The sequence below is a fragment of the Nonomuraea antri genome (genome assembly GCF_013283785.1).
In the GTDB taxonomy this organism is placed as follows: domain Bacteria; phylum Actinomycetota; class Actinomycetes; order Streptosporangiales; family Streptosporangiaceae; genus Nonomuraea; species Nonomuraea antri.
The window spans coordinates 1-16,217 of the sequence record NZ_JABCPZ010000241.1; the positions used below are offsets into that span (position 1 = coordinate 1).

Annotated in this window: 15 protein-coding genes; 3 read left to right on the plus strand and 12 right to left on the minus strand. The window is 71.0% G+C overall.

Annotated features, from left to right (window positions below; translation table 11 throughout):
- Positions 1–253 precede the first annotated feature (253 nt).
- Positions 254–1,036, plus strand: a complete 783-nt coding sequence (locus HII36_RS45685) for a M23 family metallopeptidase (RefSeq protein ID WP_328808190.1) — start codon at positions 254–256, stop codon at positions 1,034–1,036.
- 120 nt (positions 1,037–1,156) lie between these two features.
- Here the strand turns inward: HII36_RS45685 and HII36_RS45690 are convergent, their stop codons facing one another.
- Together HII36_RS45690 and HII36_RS45695 are read right to left on the minus strand one after the other, a co-directional pair.
- Positions 1,157–2,524 carry a WXG100 family type VII secretion target gene (locus HII36_RS45690; protein WP_173529625.1) on the minus strand — a complete coding sequence of 456 codons (1,368 nt, stop codon included), beginning with the start codon at positions 2,522–2,524 and terminating at the stop codon, positions 1,157–1,159.
- Between the two features lie 6 nt (positions 2,525–2,530).
- Positions 2,531–2,947 carry a hypothetical protein gene (locus HII36_RS45695; RefSeq protein WP_173529626.1) on the minus strand — a complete coding sequence of 139 codons (417 nt, stop codon included), beginning with the start codon at positions 2,945–2,947 and terminating at the stop codon, positions 2,531–2,533.
- Between the two features lie 94 nt (positions 2,948–3,041).
- Here HII36_RS45695 and eccB point away from each other — a divergent pair, with 94 nt between their 5' ends.
- Positions 3,042–4,478 (plus strand): type VII secretion protein EccB, encoded by a 1,437-nt coding sequence (eccB, locus tag HII36_RS45700; RefSeq protein ID WP_173529627.1) that lies wholly within the window; start codon positions 3,042–3,044, stop codon positions 4,476–4,478.
- A 53-nt stretch (positions 4,479–4,531) separates the two neighbouring features.
- Here the strand turns inward: eccB and HII36_RS45705 are convergent, their stop codons facing one another.
- From HII36_RS45705 to eccD, 8 genes are all read right to left on the minus strand, one after another.
- Positions 4,532–5,311, minus strand: coding sequence for a WXG100 family type VII secretion target (locus tag HII36_RS45705; protein WP_173529628.1), 780 nt, complete (start codon positions 5,309–5,311; stop codon positions 4,532–4,534).
- 2 nt (positions 5,312–5,313) lie between these two features.
- Positions 5,314–6,417 carry a hypothetical protein gene (locus HII36_RS45710; RefSeq protein ID WP_173529629.1) on the minus strand — a complete coding sequence of 368 codons (1,104 nt, stop codon included), beginning with the start codon at positions 6,415–6,417 and terminating at the stop codon, positions 5,314–5,316.
- Positions 6,414–7,847, minus strand: coding sequence for a WXG100 family type VII secretion target (locus HII36_RS45715; RefSeq protein ID WP_173529630.1), 1,434 nt, complete (start codon positions 7,845–7,847; stop codon positions 6,414–6,416). The genes HII36_RS45710 and HII36_RS45715 overlap by 4 nt, the downstream gene beginning before the upstream one ends.
- On the minus strand, positions 7,847–8,242 hold the full coding sequence (locus HII36_RS45720; RefSeq protein ID WP_173529631.1) for a hypothetical protein: 396 nt from the start codon (positions 8,240–8,242) through the stop codon (positions 7,847–7,849). The genes HII36_RS45715 and HII36_RS45720 overlap by 1 nt, the downstream gene beginning before the upstream one ends.
- A gap of 69 nt (positions 8,243–8,311) precedes the next feature.
- A complete protein-coding gene (locus tag HII36_RS45725; RefSeq protein ID WP_173529632.1) occupies positions 8,312–8,617 on the minus strand; it encodes a WXG100 family type VII secretion target in 306 nt (101 codons plus the stop codon).
- A 29-nt stretch (positions 8,618–8,646) separates the two neighbouring features.
- The gene (locus HII36_RS45730) at positions 8,647–8,994 is read right to left on the minus strand and encodes a WXG100 family type VII secretion target (RefSeq protein ID WP_173529633.1); all 348 of its coding nucleotides are present in this window, start codon (positions 8,992–8,994) and stop codon (positions 8,647–8,649) included.
- A 164-nt stretch (positions 8,995–9,158) separates the two neighbouring features.
- On the minus strand, positions 9,159–9,602 hold the full coding sequence (locus HII36_RS45735) for a YbaB/EbfC family nucleoid-associated protein (protein WP_173529634.1): 444 nt from the start codon (positions 9,600–9,602) through the stop codon (positions 9,159–9,161).
- 39 nt (positions 9,603–9,641) lie between these two features.
- On the minus strand, positions 9,642–11,081 hold the full coding sequence (gene eccD / locus HII36_RS45740) for a type VII secretion integral membrane protein EccD (RefSeq protein ID WP_217370775.1): 1,440 nt from the start codon (positions 11,079–11,081) through the stop codon (positions 9,642–9,644).
- A gap of 189 nt (positions 11,082–11,270) precedes the next feature.
- Between eccD and eccCa the strand changes: the two genes are divergently transcribed.
- Entirely contained in the window at positions 11,271–15,248 is a 3,978-nt protein-coding gene (gene eccCa, locus HII36_RS45745; RefSeq protein WP_173529635.1) for a type VII secretion protein EccCa, read from the plus strand.
- Positions 15,249–15,263: 15 nt separating this feature from the next.
- Here eccCa and HII36_RS45750 read toward each other — a convergent pair whose 3' ends face one another.
- Positions 15,264–15,491 carry a hypothetical protein gene (locus HII36_RS45750; RefSeq protein ID WP_173529636.1) on the minus strand — a complete coding sequence of 76 codons (228 nt, stop codon included), beginning with the start codon at positions 15,489–15,491 and terminating at the stop codon, positions 15,264–15,266.
- Positions 15,434–16,217: hypothetical protein (locus HII36_RS45755; RefSeq protein ID WP_217370776.1), on the minus strand; the 784-nt coding region annotated here is incomplete at its 5' end. The genes HII36_RS45750 and HII36_RS45755, both read right to left, overlap by 58 nt.

The following is a 16,217-nucleotide window of genomic DNA, read 5'->3' on the forward strand; positions in this document are numbered from 1 at the left end:
GGGTTGATGGGTGGGTTTGGGGTGACCTGGCTGGAGGGTCGACAGGAGTCGACTTTTCGTGTGAACTCTTGGCGAATGATCTAGACTCACCGATGATCTCAATGGCAGCCTTGCCCGCATGCGGATAAAGACCCTAATAGCGGGCATATGCGGCATTGGCCTCCTCCCCTTTGGTGGCATGGGTGTGGCGAGTGCTGAAGCACGGGTGGCGGGGCCCAATTTCCAGCTTCCGTTCCCCTGTGGTGAGACCTGGGTGGGCAGCACCGGCAGCGATGCGCACACCGGCAACGAGATCGACTTCAACGGCAGCGCCACCGACGGTGACCGTGACCGGGGCAAGACCGTCGTGGCGGCCGCCGACGGGACGGTGGTGATGTCGGAGTACCGGACCACGGACGGTTTCGGCAACGTCGTCAAGATCCGGCACTCCAACGGCAATGTGACGCTCTACGCCCACCTCGACTCCCGGTCCGTCCCGTCCGGCGCCAAGGTGCGGCAGGGGCAGAAGATCGGGGCGGTGGGCAAGACGTCCGCCAAGCACAGGATGTCGGCGCATCTCCACTACGAGCAGCGCTCGGCCTCCGGCGCGATCCTGCCCGCGGTGTTCAACGGGGCCACGTTCCGGTACCCGGGTCAGACGCTGACCTCTAACAACTGCGCCGGCGGTGGAACGCCGTCCCAGCCGCAGCCGCAGCCTTCGCAGCCGTCCTCGAAGAACCCGTACTCGCCTGAGCAGGTGTGCGGGCCGGGCTACAAGCAGATCGACTCGGCCTCGCTCGGGTCGCAGGGGCGGGCGGTGTTGCTCTACTCGTCCGCCACCGGACAGAACTGCGTGACCGTCATGCGCAACAGCGGGTCGGGCAAGGTGGCCATGCGGGCGTACCTGGAGGTCAAGGGGCAGGCGCGCAAGACCGACGCGGGGAGCTTCCAGTACTACGCCGGGCCGGTCCGGGCCAAGGCGCCGCGTACGTGCGTCAAGTGGGGCGGGGCCATCGGGTCCGCGAAGTACGACAGCCCGTTTGAGCACTGCGGCTGATCGAGTCAGCCGGGTCATGGCTTCGCTGTGGCGAATGCTCGAGTCGCCGGTGACAGGTAGGTAGGTGTGGGGCGGGCCCGGGGATGGGCCCGCCCCACACTTGTGCGTGCCGGTGGAGTGTCAGCCGAGGCGGTTGCCGACTGTGCCGTCGGCGTCGCCGCCGCCCCACACGTCGTCCTCCTCGTGCAGCCAGGTGCTGGACTCACGGTCCTGCTCGTCCTGCCCGCCGCCCGCGCCCGCCCCCATCGGCATGAAAGGCATCCCCATGCCCGTGGACGCCGTCGCCGCGCGCGTGCCGTTCACCAGGGCCGAGTGCTCGCCCGCCGCGCCGCCGACGCTGGTCCCGCCCGCGTACGTGCCCGGCACGACGGACGGGGTGACGTAGCCGGGCGAGGTGTAGCCGGGGGTGGTGGGCGGCGTGTAGCTCGGCGTGGACGGCTGGGCCGTCGGGACCGTGGTGGGCGGCCGATAGTCCTGCAGCTTGGTGCCGGTGTCGTTCGTGCTCGTGGTCGGGTCGGTGATGGCCGGGTTCGTGGGGTCGATGAGGCCAGGACGTTGCGCGGCCGAAGGATCCGTCGGAGAGTTCGGCGACGGGCTGGAGCTCTCGGGGGTGCGCGACCCGGGCGACGTGCCGGTGCCGTCCGTCGATCCGGGACCGCCGGTGCCGCCACCCGGATTCGTCTGGTTCGACGGACCCGTCGGGCCCGTGGGGCCGAAGGGGGACGATGACGACGATTGAGACGACGGCGGCGTGGACGATCCGGACCCGCCGATGCCCCGGTCAGCGCCCGACAGGTCCGATCCCGAGTAGGGCGGCAGGTTCGGGCCGCCCTGGCGGTTCGGGTCGTAGCCCGGGTAGGTGACCTTGTCCGGGTCCTTGTCGACGGCGACGGGATTGCTGATCGTGGGCAGTTCCGAGTGCACCGAGTCCGGCAGGAGGTCGTAGATCCCCTTCAGCTCGTCGCTGAACTGCTGCAGGTGCAGGCCGGCCAGCTCGTCCTGAGAGCCGAAGTCCGTGCCGGTGGCCCCGTTGCCCTTGTACACGGCGTACTTGTCGGGCAGGCTGTCGTCGAAGGTGACGAAGTTCTGATTCCACGTCTCCAGCTCGAAGAGGCCGCTGCCTTCCAGGAACTCCTGATGCTGGCGGACGACGGTGGCCAGCAGCTCCAGCGAGCGTCCCATCTGGTTCATCTTGTTCGACAGCTCGCGCAGCGTCGCGTGCAGGGTCCTGAGCGCCTTCTGCGCCTCGACGGACGCCTTGCCCTCCCAGACCTGGCTGAGCGTGAAGCTCTCCTGCTTGATCGTGTACTGGGCGGTGGCGACGACGGAGCAGGCGTCCAGGTAGGCCTCGCCGGCCTGGGTGATGCTCTTGGCGTCGAGGCTCTTGAGGAAGTCCTCGATCTCGGCCACGCTGCGGCCGTCGTTGTCGACGCCCCAGGCGCCGCGGCCGGGCTTGAGGTGGTGGGTCTTGGTGGTGTTGTCCGCCATGCCGGGCTATTCCTCGCCCTCGTTCGCGGCGCTGGCCTTGCTGTAGTTGCCCGCGCCGGCGTCGACGAGCGCGATGGCGATCTCGAAGTTGCGCAGGACGTCCTGGTAGGCCTCGAGGAATTCCTGGTGACTCTTCTCCAACGCCTTGGCGAACAACTGGCCGCCCTCCCAGCGGGCGACACCCTGCAGCTTCATACGCAGGTCGGCCAGCGTGCCGTACTCCGTGAGGTCCTCGATGGAACCTCGGCCGCCGCTGCTCTCCTCGCCCTGGCCGTTGAACGCCTTCAACGCCTCACGCAGGACGTTCGCGGACGCGGCGATCTTCTTGGCGTTGTACGTGACACCGTCGCGTTCGGCTTCGAGGCCGAACCACTTGGAGTCGAGGTGCCAGCCCTCGACCGCCGGCTCTTCCGGCTCTGCCATGAACCCTCCCCGAGGCACTCGATCAAGCAGACTACTTGACTCATGCTTTGTCGTACAGAAGACCCCTTTGGCAACATGCGTACCATTAGTCGTCATGCAGACCCGTAAGGATCTCTACCAGGCGCATCGGCTCATGACGCAGCGCCTGGGCCTCGCCCTGCTGCAGGCGGAACCGGACCTGCCGGAATCGCCCATGCGGCGGCAGAACGTGGCGACGTTCGCCGGCATCCTGATCGCGGTGCTGATCACGGCCGGGTTCGGCATCTGGGGAATGCTCAAGCCGGGCAACGCGACCAAGCTCAAAGAGGCCGGGCAACTGCTCGTCGAGGAGGAGACCGGCGCCTCGTACATCTACGACCAGCGCGACGGCACGCTGCGCCCGGTCGCCAACTACACCTCCGCCCGCCTGCTGCTCGACAGCCAGGACGTCAAGGTCAGGACGGTCTCCGCGGAGTCGCTGGCCGGCTTCCGCCGCGGCCAGAAGCTCGGCATCCAGGGCGCGCCCGACTCGCTGCCCAAGCCGGAGCGGCTGGTCAAGGCCCCGTGGTCGGCGTGCGTGGCCGAGGGCGCGGCGGGCGTGGGCGGGGTGCGCAAGCCGTACGTGACGCTGATCGCCGGGACGGACGTCGGCGGGCGGCCGGTCGGCGGCGACGCGCTGGTGGTCAACGACGGGCAGCAGAGCTGGGTGCTCTGGGCGGGCCTGCGGCTGCGCGTGACGAACGTGGACCGGCTCACCGACCAGACGCCGCGCCGGGTGCCGCCGTCCTGGATCAACACGATCCCGGCGGGCGCCGACTTCGCCGCGCCGCCGGTCGCCGCGCGCGGCCGGCGGGTCGCCGGACCCGGCGGCACGCAGGCCAGGGTCGGTCAGGTGTTCACGGTGCCGCCGGCGGCCGGCGCGGCGGCCCGCTGGTACGTCCAGTACCCCGACGGTCTCGCCGCGATCACGCACACGCAGGCGATGTTGCTGCTGCAGGACCCGGCCAGCAAGACCGCTTACGGCAGGCAGCCGGTGCGCGAGCTGACCATCGACGCGGCCAGCGCCAACGCGGTCAGGCAGTCGGCCTCGCGGATCAGGGGCGGCGGCCTGCCCGAGACCATGCCCCGCTTCCGCGCGCCGAGCGTCGCGGAACCGCTGTGCGCCGTGTACGCCGACACGGTGAAGGGGTCGGTGAAGTCCAGTCTGACCGTCGGCGGGACGATGCGGCTCTCGCCGCCCGCGGTCAGCGGCAGCCCGGACAAAGTGGACCAGGTGCTGCTGCCGGCCGGCACCGCGGTGCTGGCCGGGCAGTTGCCCGGCGAGGGGAAGCTGGCCTCGGTGCAGCAGTTCTGGCTGGTCACCGATCAGGGCAGGCGGTTCAGGCTGGCCTCGCCCGACCTGGTGGGCAAGCTCGGCTACAGCGCCGCCGACATCGCGCCGGTGCCGACGCAACTGCTGCGGCTCATCCCGGACGGTCCCGCGCTCGACCCGGTGGCGGCCAGGACGCCCATGGAGGACACCCGCACGATCCCGCAACCGGCAACCCAGTAATCGCACCTCGGGAAGGCCCAGGAGGGCCGGGGCCCGGGTGGCGGCGGCCCCGGTCAGAGGTTGGCCGTGCCGCCCGGGTACTGGCCGTTCATCAGGGACTCGTCCATCTTCGGCATGAGCGACCCGGTCTTCTCGTCGTACTGCAGCCCCGCCCCGGCGAACTCCGTCGACGCCCCGCCCACCGACATCGGCGTCGGCATGGCCTTGAGCGTCGGGAAGATCTTGCCCATCGCCTCGGTCTGCTGCACCACCATGTACAGGATGGTGGCCAGAATGGCGACCAGCTTGCCCTGCTTCATGAGCATCTGCCGGACGGTCTGCGTGGTCGCCGCGCCCGCGGCGGCGGTCGCCACCTCCGACGCCGCCGCGGTGAACGGGTTGAAACTCGATGCCAGCCGGATCACGCCCAGGACCATCATGGCCGAGGCGACGGCGAGGCAGACATAGGCGCCGTAGTGGTAGACCGCCGCGGTCTGGTCGACGGCCTGGCCGGTGTCGTTACGCGTCTCCTTCAGCGTCTTGAGCGACTTCTTGAAGGTCTCGTGGACGCCGGCGAACGTGTCGAACGCCTGCCCGTCCCACTTGCCCTCCTCCTTGAGCCGGTCCTTGAGCCGGTCCAGGCTCCGGTCCAGCTCGTCGAGCTCGGCCGTCGACCCGCCCTGGTCGGTGGTGCGCCAGATCATGGCGGAGTTGGACATGCCGCCGGGGTCGGCGACCATCAACCCGATGGCCGCAGCCACGTAGAACGCCCACTTCTGCCTGATCATGAACGCCGCGGTGACGGCCAGGCCCGCGGCCGTGAGGTAGATGGCCTTGTCGGCTTCGTAGCTCATGTCTATCGCTCCTCACCGATGATCTGGGGAGCGACGTCTTCCTCGCCGCCCCAGACGCCCTCGTCCTCGGGCATCAGCACGCTCTTGTCGCGCTCGCGGTCCTCGGCGTTCGCGCCTCCCCCGCCGCCCATGAACGGCATCATCGGCATGCCGCCCATTCCGGGCACGCCGGCGGCGCGCTGGCCGGACAGCAGGCCGGCCACGCCGGTGCCCGCGCCGCCGGCGCCGCTGGAGGTCATCGGTCCTGCGCCCAGCGCGCTGGGCCCGGTGCGGGTGACCGTCCCCGGCGTGTCGGCCGAGGGCAGCCCGGTGGTGGACGGCAACTGAGCGGCGGGCGGCTGGTACGACGACAGGTCGGTCTTCGTGGACGGCCGGTTCAGCGCCGAATCCAGGTCCGGGATCCGCGTGTCCGCCTTTCCGACCCCTGAACCGTCCGCCGCGGACAGGTCGGGCTGCTTCGGCAGTTCAGGCTGCTTCGGCAGGTCGGGTTGCTGCGGGGCGTCGGGCCGGTCGGTCGGGAGCTTGTCGCGGTCGACGGGCAGGTCCAGGTCGTCGGACGGCTTCTTGCCGTCCCCCGGCAGCTTGAAGTCGTCGGAGCCGTCTCCCGGCCGCTTCAACCCGTCGAGGCCGTCGTCGGGCAGCTTCAGGTCCTTGAGGGACTTGGTGGAGTCCGTGGGGAACTCGGGCATCGACCCGCCACCGCCGCCCGGCCAGTTCCCGTTCTGCGAGCCGCCCTTGAAGCGGTCGGTGTCGAACTGGTCGCCGCTGTCCTTCTCGGCCTGCCGGTAGTTGGCGTCGGCCTTGCGCAGCGCGGGGTCCCAGCTGTCCAGTGCCTCCCTGGCCTTGGACAGGGCGGACACCTGGCTGTCCACCGCGCTGTCGTGCACGCTGTTCACGCCCATGCCGTAGACGCCGAAGTGCGGCCACGGCACGGGCAGCCCGCCCGACTTGGTCTGCAGCGCGTTGATGACCTCGACCTGCGAGGAGATCGTGCGTCCGGCGCGGTCGAGCTCGTCCTCGGAGAAGGAGATGCCCGACGACATCAGCGGCGGTTCGCCGGCACCGCCCGACGTGAGCCCCGCGTAGGGGTTCTGCTGGCCTGTCATCCGATGACGGGGTCGGTCACGTCATGACTCGCGGTCCAGGAACTCGTGTCCTCGCTCAAGTACGTGGTCCTTTCGAAGTCCTGGCCCTCGCCCGCGCCGCCCACGCCACCGCCCATCATGGGCAGGTACGGCATCCCGGCCGCGGCCCCCGTGGCGGCCCGCGCGGCCACCATGCCGCCGCCCGGGGTCGCCACGACGCCGGTCGAGCCGATGACCGAGGGCACGCCGTTCGGGCCGAGCACGCCGACCGGCCCGTTGTTCACCGGGACGACGCCCGGGGGGACGGTGGTCGGCGACACCGTCGGGGTCACGGTCGGGGTGACCGTCGGCGTCACGGTGGGCTGCGGCTGGTACTGGGCCATCTCGGTGGTGCGCGGGTCGTCGGCGCCGGTGGGGTCGGTGGTGGTCCGCTGGTCCGCGCCGATCACCGGCGGAGCCGTGCCGTCGCTCCCGTCACCGGCGCCCGTGCCGCCGGTGCCTGTGTTGCCAGTGCCCGTGCCGTCGGTGCCCGTGTCGCCAGTGCCCGTGTCGCCGGTACCGGTGCCGTCGGTGCCGCCGCCCGGCCGGTCGCCGCCCGTCGAACCGCCGGGGGTCCGCGAATCCCCACCCGGAATCTGCCCGGAGGAGCCGGTGCCGGTCCCGGTGGAGCCCGAGCCGCCGGTCCCGGTCCCGTCCGAGCCCGACCCGCCCGATCCGCCCGACCCCGGGCCCGTGGAGCCCGTGCCGTTGCCGAACGTCGGCCCCTGCGTGCCCGATCCCGTCGGGTACCGGGGATCGCGCGACTCGGACGTCCCGCCGGGCAGCGACACGCCGGGCAGCTCGTAGGACACGTCGCGCGGCACCTGCAGCGTGTAGACGTCCACGATCTGCTTGTTCAGCTCGTGCAGCACCTCTTGGGCGTGCTTGTTCTCGGCGTCGACCCGCAACGTCCGTTCGAGTTCCGTCTCCTGCGTCAGCAGCGGCGGGCGGTCGTTGCCCGTCAGCACGTCGTTCTTCAGCACGGGAGGGTTGATCTGGGACGAGCCGCTCAGCCCGCTCCAGAGCCGGGGCGGCGGCTTCTCGATCTTGGCCTGCGCGCTCTTGAGGTGCTTGGCGTAGACGCCGAGCGCGGCGCCCATCATCTCCAGCTTGGTGGCCAGCTCGCCGCCGCTGGCGTGCAGCAGTTGCAGGGCCTTGCGGGCCTTGGCCGCGTCGGGGCCCTTCCAGATCTTGGCGATCTTCGGGGCGTGCTCCTCCAGCGCGTTGACCGCCTGCTCGATCTTGGTGGACGCGTTCAGGTACTCCTGGCCCGCGCCCTCGATGAGGCCGGAGTCGGTGTTGTTGAGCAGGGCCACGATCTCGGCCCTGGACAGTTCGACCTTCTCGCCCTGCGGCGTGTTGGCGGAGGAGAGGATGACCTCGACGTGCCGCCCGCCCTCGTTGCCCGCCACTACTTCCCGCCCTCGTTCGCCTTGGCCGCCTCCGCGTGGCTGGCCGCGCTGGCCTCGACGGCCTCTACGACGTCGCGGTAGGCGTCGATGAACTTCTGGTACACCTCGACGAACTTGCGCCCGGCGTTGGCCGAGCCGACGCTGGCGCTGAGTGCCACCGCGTCGTCCCAGGCGCCGATCTGGGCGGAGGAGAGCTGGTTGCCGTCCATGATGGCGTTGACGTTGCCGCCGAGCCTGGTGCCCTTGCCCTCCAGGGCGTCGAGGGTGATCCTCAGCTCGGTCGCGATCGCCTTGATGCTGGTCGGCGAGTGGTAGCGCTCGGGTCCTTCATCGAACAGTTCGGTGTCGACGCGCAGGGGGTCGGCGCCCCCGTCTATGGCGTCCCTGCTGGTCATCCCGTCCCCTGAAGAAGAATGAGCTCGGCCATCGCGGTCCGCGATGACCGAGTGGAAGGACGAGCCGGGCTAGTCCGTCCAGATGGAGATGTTGCGGCGCTCGGCCGCCTCGTAGTTGCCCTTGGCGACGTTGACCGCCTCGGCGGCCTGGAAGAGCTGCTTGCCCATCGCCTTCTCGTGGGCGTTCCACTGCTCGCGCTTGGTGTCGAAGTACTCCTGGGCGGCGCCTTCCCAGCTCGCCCCGAGTTCCTTCTTGATGTCGCGGTAGAGGTCGTCGGTGGCCTTGTCGAGCTCGGTGATCACCTTCTTGAGCTCCTCGTAGGCCGACTCCATGCTGCCGAACTTGACGAATGTGTAGTCGTCGGGAAGCGTCACTGCGTTCTCCGTCCTGACAGCCGCGTGGGCTACTTGTTGGCGTTGATGAGGGAGTCGATGCGGCCGGCGGAACCGTCGCGGGTGAGCGCACCCGACAGGTCCATGTTCTGGTCGGCGGCGTTGCGGTAGACGCCGGCGCCGACGTTGAGCCGGTCGTAGATGTCCTCAAGAATCTTGATGACCCCGCGGAACTCGACGTCCCACTGGTCGAGCGCCTGGCTGAACTTCTGCGACGCGCCGCCCTTCCAGCCCTGGCTGGTCAGGTCACCCTTGATCGCCTGGACGCGCTGGCGCATGCCCTCGATGTACTGCGCGGTGTCCTGGCAGTACCCGGCCGCGTTCGTCAGCTGGGTAGGACTCGCTCCATACAGTGACACTGGACCTCCAAGTCGACGCAAACAACATCAAAGGGCATGTTAGCCATCAAGAGCCTCAGAAATCACAGGGTTGACTCGTCCGAAAACCGAACATTCGGAGAACTCGCTGGTAGAAGCCCTGAAGGATCTGACAATCGGCGCTACGCGGGCCGCCCGGCGCGGAGTCAGAGCTCCAACCGGCGGCGGATGCGGTCGAGTTCGCCCATCACGTCCTCGAACGTGCGGTTGTAGGCAGACTCCGCCTCCTTGACCTTGCTCAGCGCCGCCTCGGGGTCGTCGGCGAACCGCATCGGGTTGTCCTCCTCGCCGAACACGTCGCCCATGGCCCGGTTGAGCTGGGCCTGCAGGTCGGCGGTCGCCTCGCGGAGCGCCGTCTTGATCAGGTCGGCCAGCTCGCCCGAGCTCAGCCGCATCGCCTTGGGGTGCAGCTCCAGCTCGCGCAGGCCCTCGGCGCCGTACTCGACGGTGACGAAGCCGCCCTCGTCCTGGGCCCGGCCGACGATCGAGCCGACGTTGCGCTGGAACTCCTCGATGCGGGCGAACTGCTCGTCCGCCCCCTTGAGCAGCTTGTCAATGTCGATGTTCGCGAAATCCCCGAACTCCTGCATCGCCCCTCCAGGCGCTTGAGAAAAACGGCCAGCAACCTATCAGCCGGACAATCCACGCACCCAGCTGTAAACCTCCAGAACACCCAGCGCGAGCGGGAACAACTGGACGATCAGGATGACGTCCACGATGTCGCCCGCACGCCCCCAGAACGGCGACGGCTTGCCGGTCGGCAGCCACAGCCCGATGCCCACCGTCATCAGCGCCAGCCACAACACGCCGATCGCCACGGCCAGCTTGCCGATCGTGCCCTCCTGGGCCACCAGCGACAGCGACAACATGGCCAGCCCGGACAGCCCGGTCGAGACCAGCCACAGCCGCTGACCCAGGCCGCGGAAGACGCGGGCGCGCATGATCAGCGTGAGCGACAGCGACACGGTCATCACCGCCGCCACCCAGCCGCCGTCGAGCACCAGCAGCGCCTGGGCGAGCAGGGCCGTCAGGCCGATGGCGACGATCATCCCGGTGGCGTGGCGCTGCGCGACCCTGGTGCGCTCCTGGATCAGCGCGGCGTCCAGCCGCTGGTTGTCGCCGCGCAGTTCCTCGGCCGTGGTGGGCATGGCCGGCAGCGGCACCTTGGCCAGCTTGAACGACAGCGTCGGCGCCAGCGGGCTGAGCGCCAGCAGCACCGCGACGGTCACGGCCGCGACCCCGGCCGCCGGCACCGCCCAGACCATCGACACGGCCGCGCCGATCGCGCCCGCGGTGGCCGCGATGGCGGTGCCCAGGAACCCGGACAGCCCGTCGGACACCAGCGCCCCGGCCACCGCGGCGGCCAGCGCGGTGCAGGCGAACGCGGCCAGCACGTGCGGCGCGCCCGGCGCGGACAGCCCGCCGCCGCCCGCCGGGGCGAACAGGCCCGCGACGAACGCGAACGGCAGCGCGGCGTGCCCGATCAGCGCCCCGGCCAACGAGTCGCCCACCGCCCGCGACAACATCGTGCCGGTGGCGACCAGCAGCAGGGCCAGCAGCCCGGCCACGATGGTGACGATCAGCGGGGCCAGGCCGGACAACGCCAGTCCGAGCGCGCCGATCACCAGCAGCCCGGTCGCGCCGCCCGCGCCCGTGAGCCTGGTGTGCTTGGCCGTCCAGGCGCCGGAGCCGCCCGCCACGCCGGTGGCGACCACGTCGGCCACGTCGTCGTAGAGGGTGGGCGGCAGGATCGCCGCGCGCGGGCGCAGGTAGAGGATCTCGCCGTCGAGCACGCCCAGCGCGCCCAGGCTCTGGCCGAGGTCGAGCGGGGCGCCGCCGAGCCGCTGCAGCGTCCAGCCGGGGGCGGCCGCGGCGTCGCCGCCCACCTCGTCCAGTGCGCGCAGCAGGCCGGGCAGCACGTGCGGCAGCGGGATGTCGGCGGGCAGCGCGAGATCGGCCTTGCGGCGCGGGCCGACGATCGTCACGTGGCACAGCGTGGGCAGCGGCGTCGGCACCTGCGTCAGCGCGCCCTGCTGGATCGGCCCCTGCGCCACGGCCTGCGCGGGCATCGGGCCGCCTCCCGGGTGCACCGGCCCTTGCGGATGCACCGGCCCCTGCGGGGGACCCGCAGGCGGACCAGGCGGGTACGGCGGACCGCCAGCAGGCCCGTGAACCAGCTGTCCCACGCGAACACTCCCTCCCCGGGGGCATCTCGGACTCCCCGAACATATCTGGTCAATTCTGGTAAGAACGTCCGAGTGAGCAACGTCATCGTCCGCCGCCCCGAGCGACGCCCAGGACCCAAGCCGCCGCGTGGCGAGATCCTGCTCGAATCGCCGCCGGAGATCCCCGAGGTCCAGGGCCAGGGATTCATGCTGGTGCTCACGTACCTGCCGATGCTGGCCGGCGCGGCCGCGATGGCGCTGATGTTCACCGCGGGCGGCAACTCCAACCCGATCATGTACGTCGCCAGCGGCCTGTTCGCCCTGTCCATGGTCGGCATGACGCTCGGCCAGCTCGGCCGCCAGGCCGGCGAGCGCAAGCACAAGCTCAACGGCGCCCGCCGCGACTACTTCCGCTACCTCGGCCAGGTGCGCAAGAAGGCCAGGCGGGCGGCCAAGCAGCAGCGCGAGGCGCTGGAGTGGAGCGGCCCCGAGCCCGACTCCCTGTGGTGGATCACCATGAGCCCGCGCCTGTGGGAGCGCCGGCCGCGCGACGAGGACTTCGGCACCGTCCGCCTGGGCACCGGCGTGCAGAAGCTGGCCGTGCAGCTCATCCCGCCGGACTCCAAGCCGGTCGAGGACCTCGACGCCCTGGCCGCCGGCGCGCTGCGCAGGTTCATCAGGACCCACTCGACCGTCTCCAGGCTGCCCGTCGCGGTGGCGCTCGGCTCGTTCGCCCGGATCAAGCTGACCGGCGACCCGGCCGCCGTCCGCGACCTGGTGCGGGCCGTGATCGGCCAGCTCTCCGTCTTCCACTCCCCCGACGACCTGCGGATCATGGTGTGCGCCGGGCACGAGCGCATGGCGCACTGGGACTGGGTCAAGTGGCTCCCGCACGCCCTGCACCCGGAGGAGGTGGACGCCGCCGGCCAGGTGCGCCTGATGGCGCAGAACCTGAGCGAGCTGGACCGGCTGGTCGGCGGGGAGCTGAAGGAACGGCCCAGGTTCCGCCCCGGGTCGGCGGGCGACTCGCTGCCGTACCACGTGCTGATCGTGGACGGCGGGCACGTCCCGCACGACTCCCAGCTCGGCAGCGACGCCATCCTGGGCGTGACGGTGATCGACCTGACCGACTCCACCGGCGCGGTGGAGGAGAAGAACACCCTGCGGCTGGAGATCAGGCCGGACGGGTTCGAGATGGTCAAGATCGACCACGCGGGCAAGGAGCACAAGACGCGCCTGGGCGACCCCGACCAGCTCGACTACCTGCGTGCCGACGGCCTGGCCAGGCAGCTCGCGCCGCTGCGCGCCTCGGCGGTCAGCGGCGGCGAGCCCGAGGACGTGCTGCAGGTCAACACCACGCTCACCGACCTGCTCGGCATCGGCGACCCCGGCCGCCTGGACCCGGCGCTGACCTGGCGGCCCCGCGCCGGGCGCAACAAGCTGCGGGTGCCCATCGGGCTCGGCGCCGACGGCCGGGTCGTCGAGCTGGACATCAAGGAGTCCGCGCAGGGCGGCATGGGCCCGCACGGCCTGGTCATCGGCGCGACCGGCTCGGGCAAGTCGGAGCTGCTGCGCACGCTGGTGCTCGGCCTGGCGGTCACGCACTCGTCGGAGATCCTGAACTTCGTCCTGGTCGACTTCAAGGGCGGCGCGACCTTCCTCGGCCTCGACTCGCTCACCCACGTCTCCGCGGTCATCACCAACCTGGAGGACGAGCTCCCGCTGGTCGACCGCATGCACGACGCGTTGCACGGCGAGATGGTGCGCAGGCAGGAGCTGCTGCGCTCGGCCGGCAACTACGCCTCGCTGCGCGACTACGAGCGGGCCAGGGAGCAGGGCGCCGACCTGGCCCCGCTGCCCACGCTGTTCGTGGTGCTGGACGAGTTCAGCGAGCTGCTGTCGGCCAAGCCCGAGTTCATCGAGCTGTTCGTGATGATCGGCCGGCTCGGCCGGTCGCTCGGCGTGCACCTGCTGCTGGCCTCGCAGCGCCTGGAGGAGGGACGGCTGCGCGGCCTGGACACCCACCTGTCCTACCGGATCGGCCTGCGTACCTTCTCGGCCATGGAGAGCCGGGTCGTGCTGGGCGTGGCCGACGCCTACGAGCTGCCGTCCGCGCCGGGCAACGGGTATCTCAAGTTCGACACCAGCGGCATGACCAGGTTCAAGGCCGCGTACGTGTCGGGCCCGTACCAGCCGGACGCCCGCCGCGCCGGCGGCGAGGACGGCAGGGCGGTCATCCGCGAGGTCGTCGAGTACGGCCCCGGTTACGCGCCGCTGCCGGTGGTCGAGCAGCCGAAGGAGGTCGTCCCGGCCGGCGAGGACCGCCGCGGCCCCCAGGACAGCCTGCTCGACCTGGTGGTGCGCCGGCTGAACGGGCACGGCCCGGCCGCGCACCGGATCTGGCTGCCGCCGCTGGGCGAGCCGCCGACGCTGGCACACCTGCTGCCGCCGCTGTCCGTGACGCCCGAGCTGGGCCTGTCCACCCCCGGCTGGGACGGCCGGGGCCGCCTGCACGCCGTCGTCGGAATCATCGACAAGCCTTTCGAGCAGCGGCGCGACCCGTACTGGCTGGACCTGTCGAGCGCGGCCGGGCACGTCGGCCTGGCGGGCGGCACGCAGAGCGGCAAGAGCAACGCGCTGCGCACGCTCATCGCCAGCATGGCGCTCACCCACACCCCGCGCGAGGTGCAGTTCTACTGCCTCGACTTCGGCGGCGGCGGCCTGTCCGCGCTGGAGGGCCTGCCGCACGTGGGCGGCGTGGCCAGCCGCCTGGACGCCGACCGGGTGCGCAGGACCGTCGCCGAGGTGGCCACCGTGCTGCAGCTGCGCGAGCGCGACTTCGCCGAGCGCGGGATCGACTCGATCGCCACCTACCGCAGGCAGGTCGCCGACGGCGCCATCCCCTTCGACGGCTGGGGCGACGTGTTCCTGGTCGTGGACGGCTGGCTGACGATCAGGCAGGAGTTCGAGAGCCTGGAGGCCACGATCACCGACCTGGCCGCGCGCGGCCTGGGCTACGGCATCCACGTGATCGCCTCGACGAACAAGTGGTCGGAGTTCCGTCCCGGCATCAGGGACCTGTTCGGCACCAGGATCGAGTTCAAGCTGGGCGACGCGTACGAGTCGGAGATCAGCCGCAAGGCGTCGCTGGCCGTGCCGGAAGGCGTGCCTGGACGCGGACTGACCAAGGACGGCATGCACTTCCTGTCCGCGCTGCCGCGCATCGACGGCACGCCGGGCACCGACGGCCTGGCCGAAGGCGTGCGCGCGCTGGTGGACATCGTGCGCGAGTCCTGGCAGGGGCCGGGCGCGCCGCCCGTGCGGCTGCTGCCCGCGCTGCTGCCCGCCGCCGCGCTGCCGGTGCCCGCGCAGACCGGTCCCGGCAGGATCGCGATCGGCATCGACGAGGCCACGCTCTCGCCGGTCATGCTGGACTTCGACGCCGACCCGCACTTCGTGCTGTTCGGCGACACCGAGTGCGGCAAGTCGAACGTGCTCAAGCTGATCATGGAGGGCCTGGTCGCCAGGAAGACGCCCAGCGAGGCCATGATGATCGTGCTGGACTACCGGCGCGCGCTGCTCGACACGGCGGTCACGGACCACCGCATCGGCTACGCGGCCTCCAGCACGGCCGCCGCCGAGCTGATCCAGGACGCCCGCTCCGCGCTGCTCAAGCGCCTGCCCCCGGCCGACCTCACGCCCGAGCAGCTGCGTGATCGAAGCTGGTGGCAGGGGTCCGACCTGTACATCGTGGTCGACGACTACGACCTGGTGGCCACCTCGAACAACCCGCTGCAGCCGCTGGCCGAGCTGCTGCCGCAGGCCCGCGACATCGGCCTGCACCTGGTGCTGGCCAGGCAGATGGGCGGCGCGAACCGGGCCATGTACGACCAGGCCGTGCAGCGGCTGAAGGAGATGGCCACGCCGGCGCTGATCATGTCGGGCAACCGGGAGGAGGGCCAGCTCTTCGGCAACGTCCGGCCGCAGCCGCTGCCGCCCGGTCGCGGGTTCTACGTGGACCGCAGGTTCGGGGCGCGGCTGGTGCAGACGGCCTTCCTCGACCAGCCGTAGCCCCTCGGTGAGTGGTCAGCGGGTGGCGGGCGGATCGACGATCGAGCCGCTGCCGCCGCCCGCGTGGCCGGCGATGCCCGTCCAGCGCTCCATCAGCGCCGCGTACCAGTCCTGCCGGTCCCTGGCGGCGAAGTTCGGTTCGAGCTCGCGCAGGCGTTCGCCGATGCGGGCCACGTCCGCGCCGGTCAGCGGGTTGCCGTCGGCCCAGTGGAAGACGAAGCCGGGCTGGGTCGTCTCGTCCACGACCTCGGTGCGCTCGATGAACGGCTTGGCCAGTTCGACATGCCGCGCGGCACGAGCAGGTCCGCCGCCTCGCTGAAGCAGAACTCGTGGTCGATCCCGGCCACGCGGCCGTCGTCGGCGGACATGAAGTTGTTGCGCCACCGGTCCGTGTTCAGCACCAGGGCGTCGCCCAGGCCGATGAGCAGGACGTCCTTGCGGTTACGCAGCCCGTCCGGGCGCTGGAAGCCGTCCAGGTGCTCCATCAGCAGGCGCGCCGGGCCCATCCGGTACACGCGCGGGGCGCGGGCGCCGACCGCCTCGTAGACCAGCGAGGCCAGCTCCTCGGAGTCCGCGCGCCTGCGGGCCAGCTGCGCCTCGACCTCGATGACCTTGGGCTGGACGACGTCCTTCATGACCGCCGTGGAGCCGTCGTGGAACGTCACCCGCCAGACGTGGCCCTGGTTCATCATGCCGCCGCTCAGCTGGACCGACTCCTTGATGCCGGACATCAGGCCGCGTACCAGGTCGCCGGGGAAGGTCCAGTGACCGATGCGTGACGGCTCGCGGAAGCCCTCCTGCGCGTGCCAGGGCTGCGGCCGGCCCGCCTGCGCCGCGTGGGTCGTCGTGTCCGCCTCGCGGGTGCGGACGGTGGGGGCGTCCTCGATCCGGCCACCGCCGTGGACGCCTTCGCGCAGGCGGAGGGTGGGGGTGTCCTGGAGGCCTTCGCGCAGGCGGAGGGTGGGGGTG

Excerpts from the sequence above, each read along its gene's own strand:
- HII36_RS45690 (WP_173529625.1), bottom strand. The coding sequence starts at position 2,524 with ATGGCGGACAACACCACCAAGACCCACCACCTCAAGCCCGGCCGCGGC.
- HII36_RS45695 (WP_173529626.1), bottom strand. The coding sequence starts at position 2,947 with ATGGCAGAGCCGGAAGAGCCGGCGGTCGAGGGCTGGCACCTCGACTCC.
- eccB (WP_173529627.1), top strand. The coding sequence starts at position 3,042 with ATGCAGACCCGTAAGGATCTCTACCAGGCGCATCGGCTCATGACGCAG.
- HII36_RS45705 (WP_173529628.1), bottom strand. The coding sequence starts at position 5,311 with ATGAGCTACGAAGCCGACAAGGCCATCTACCTCACGGCCGCGGGCCTG.
- HII36_RS45710 (WP_173529629.1), bottom strand. The coding sequence starts at position 6,417 with ATGACAGGCCAGCAGAACCCCTACGCGGGGCTCACGTCGGGCGGTGCC.
- HII36_RS45720 (WP_173529631.1), bottom strand. The coding sequence starts at position 8,242 with ATGACCAGCAGGGACGCCATAGACGGGGGCGCCGACCCCCTGCGCGTC.
- HII36_RS45735 (WP_173529634.1), bottom strand. The coding sequence starts at position 9,602 with ATGCAGGAGTTCGGGGATTTCGCGAACATCGACATTGACAAGCTGCTC.
- eccD (WP_217370775.1), bottom strand. The coding sequence starts at position 11,081 with ATGCCCGCGCAGGCCGTGGCGCAGGGGCCGATCCAGCAGGGCGCGCTG.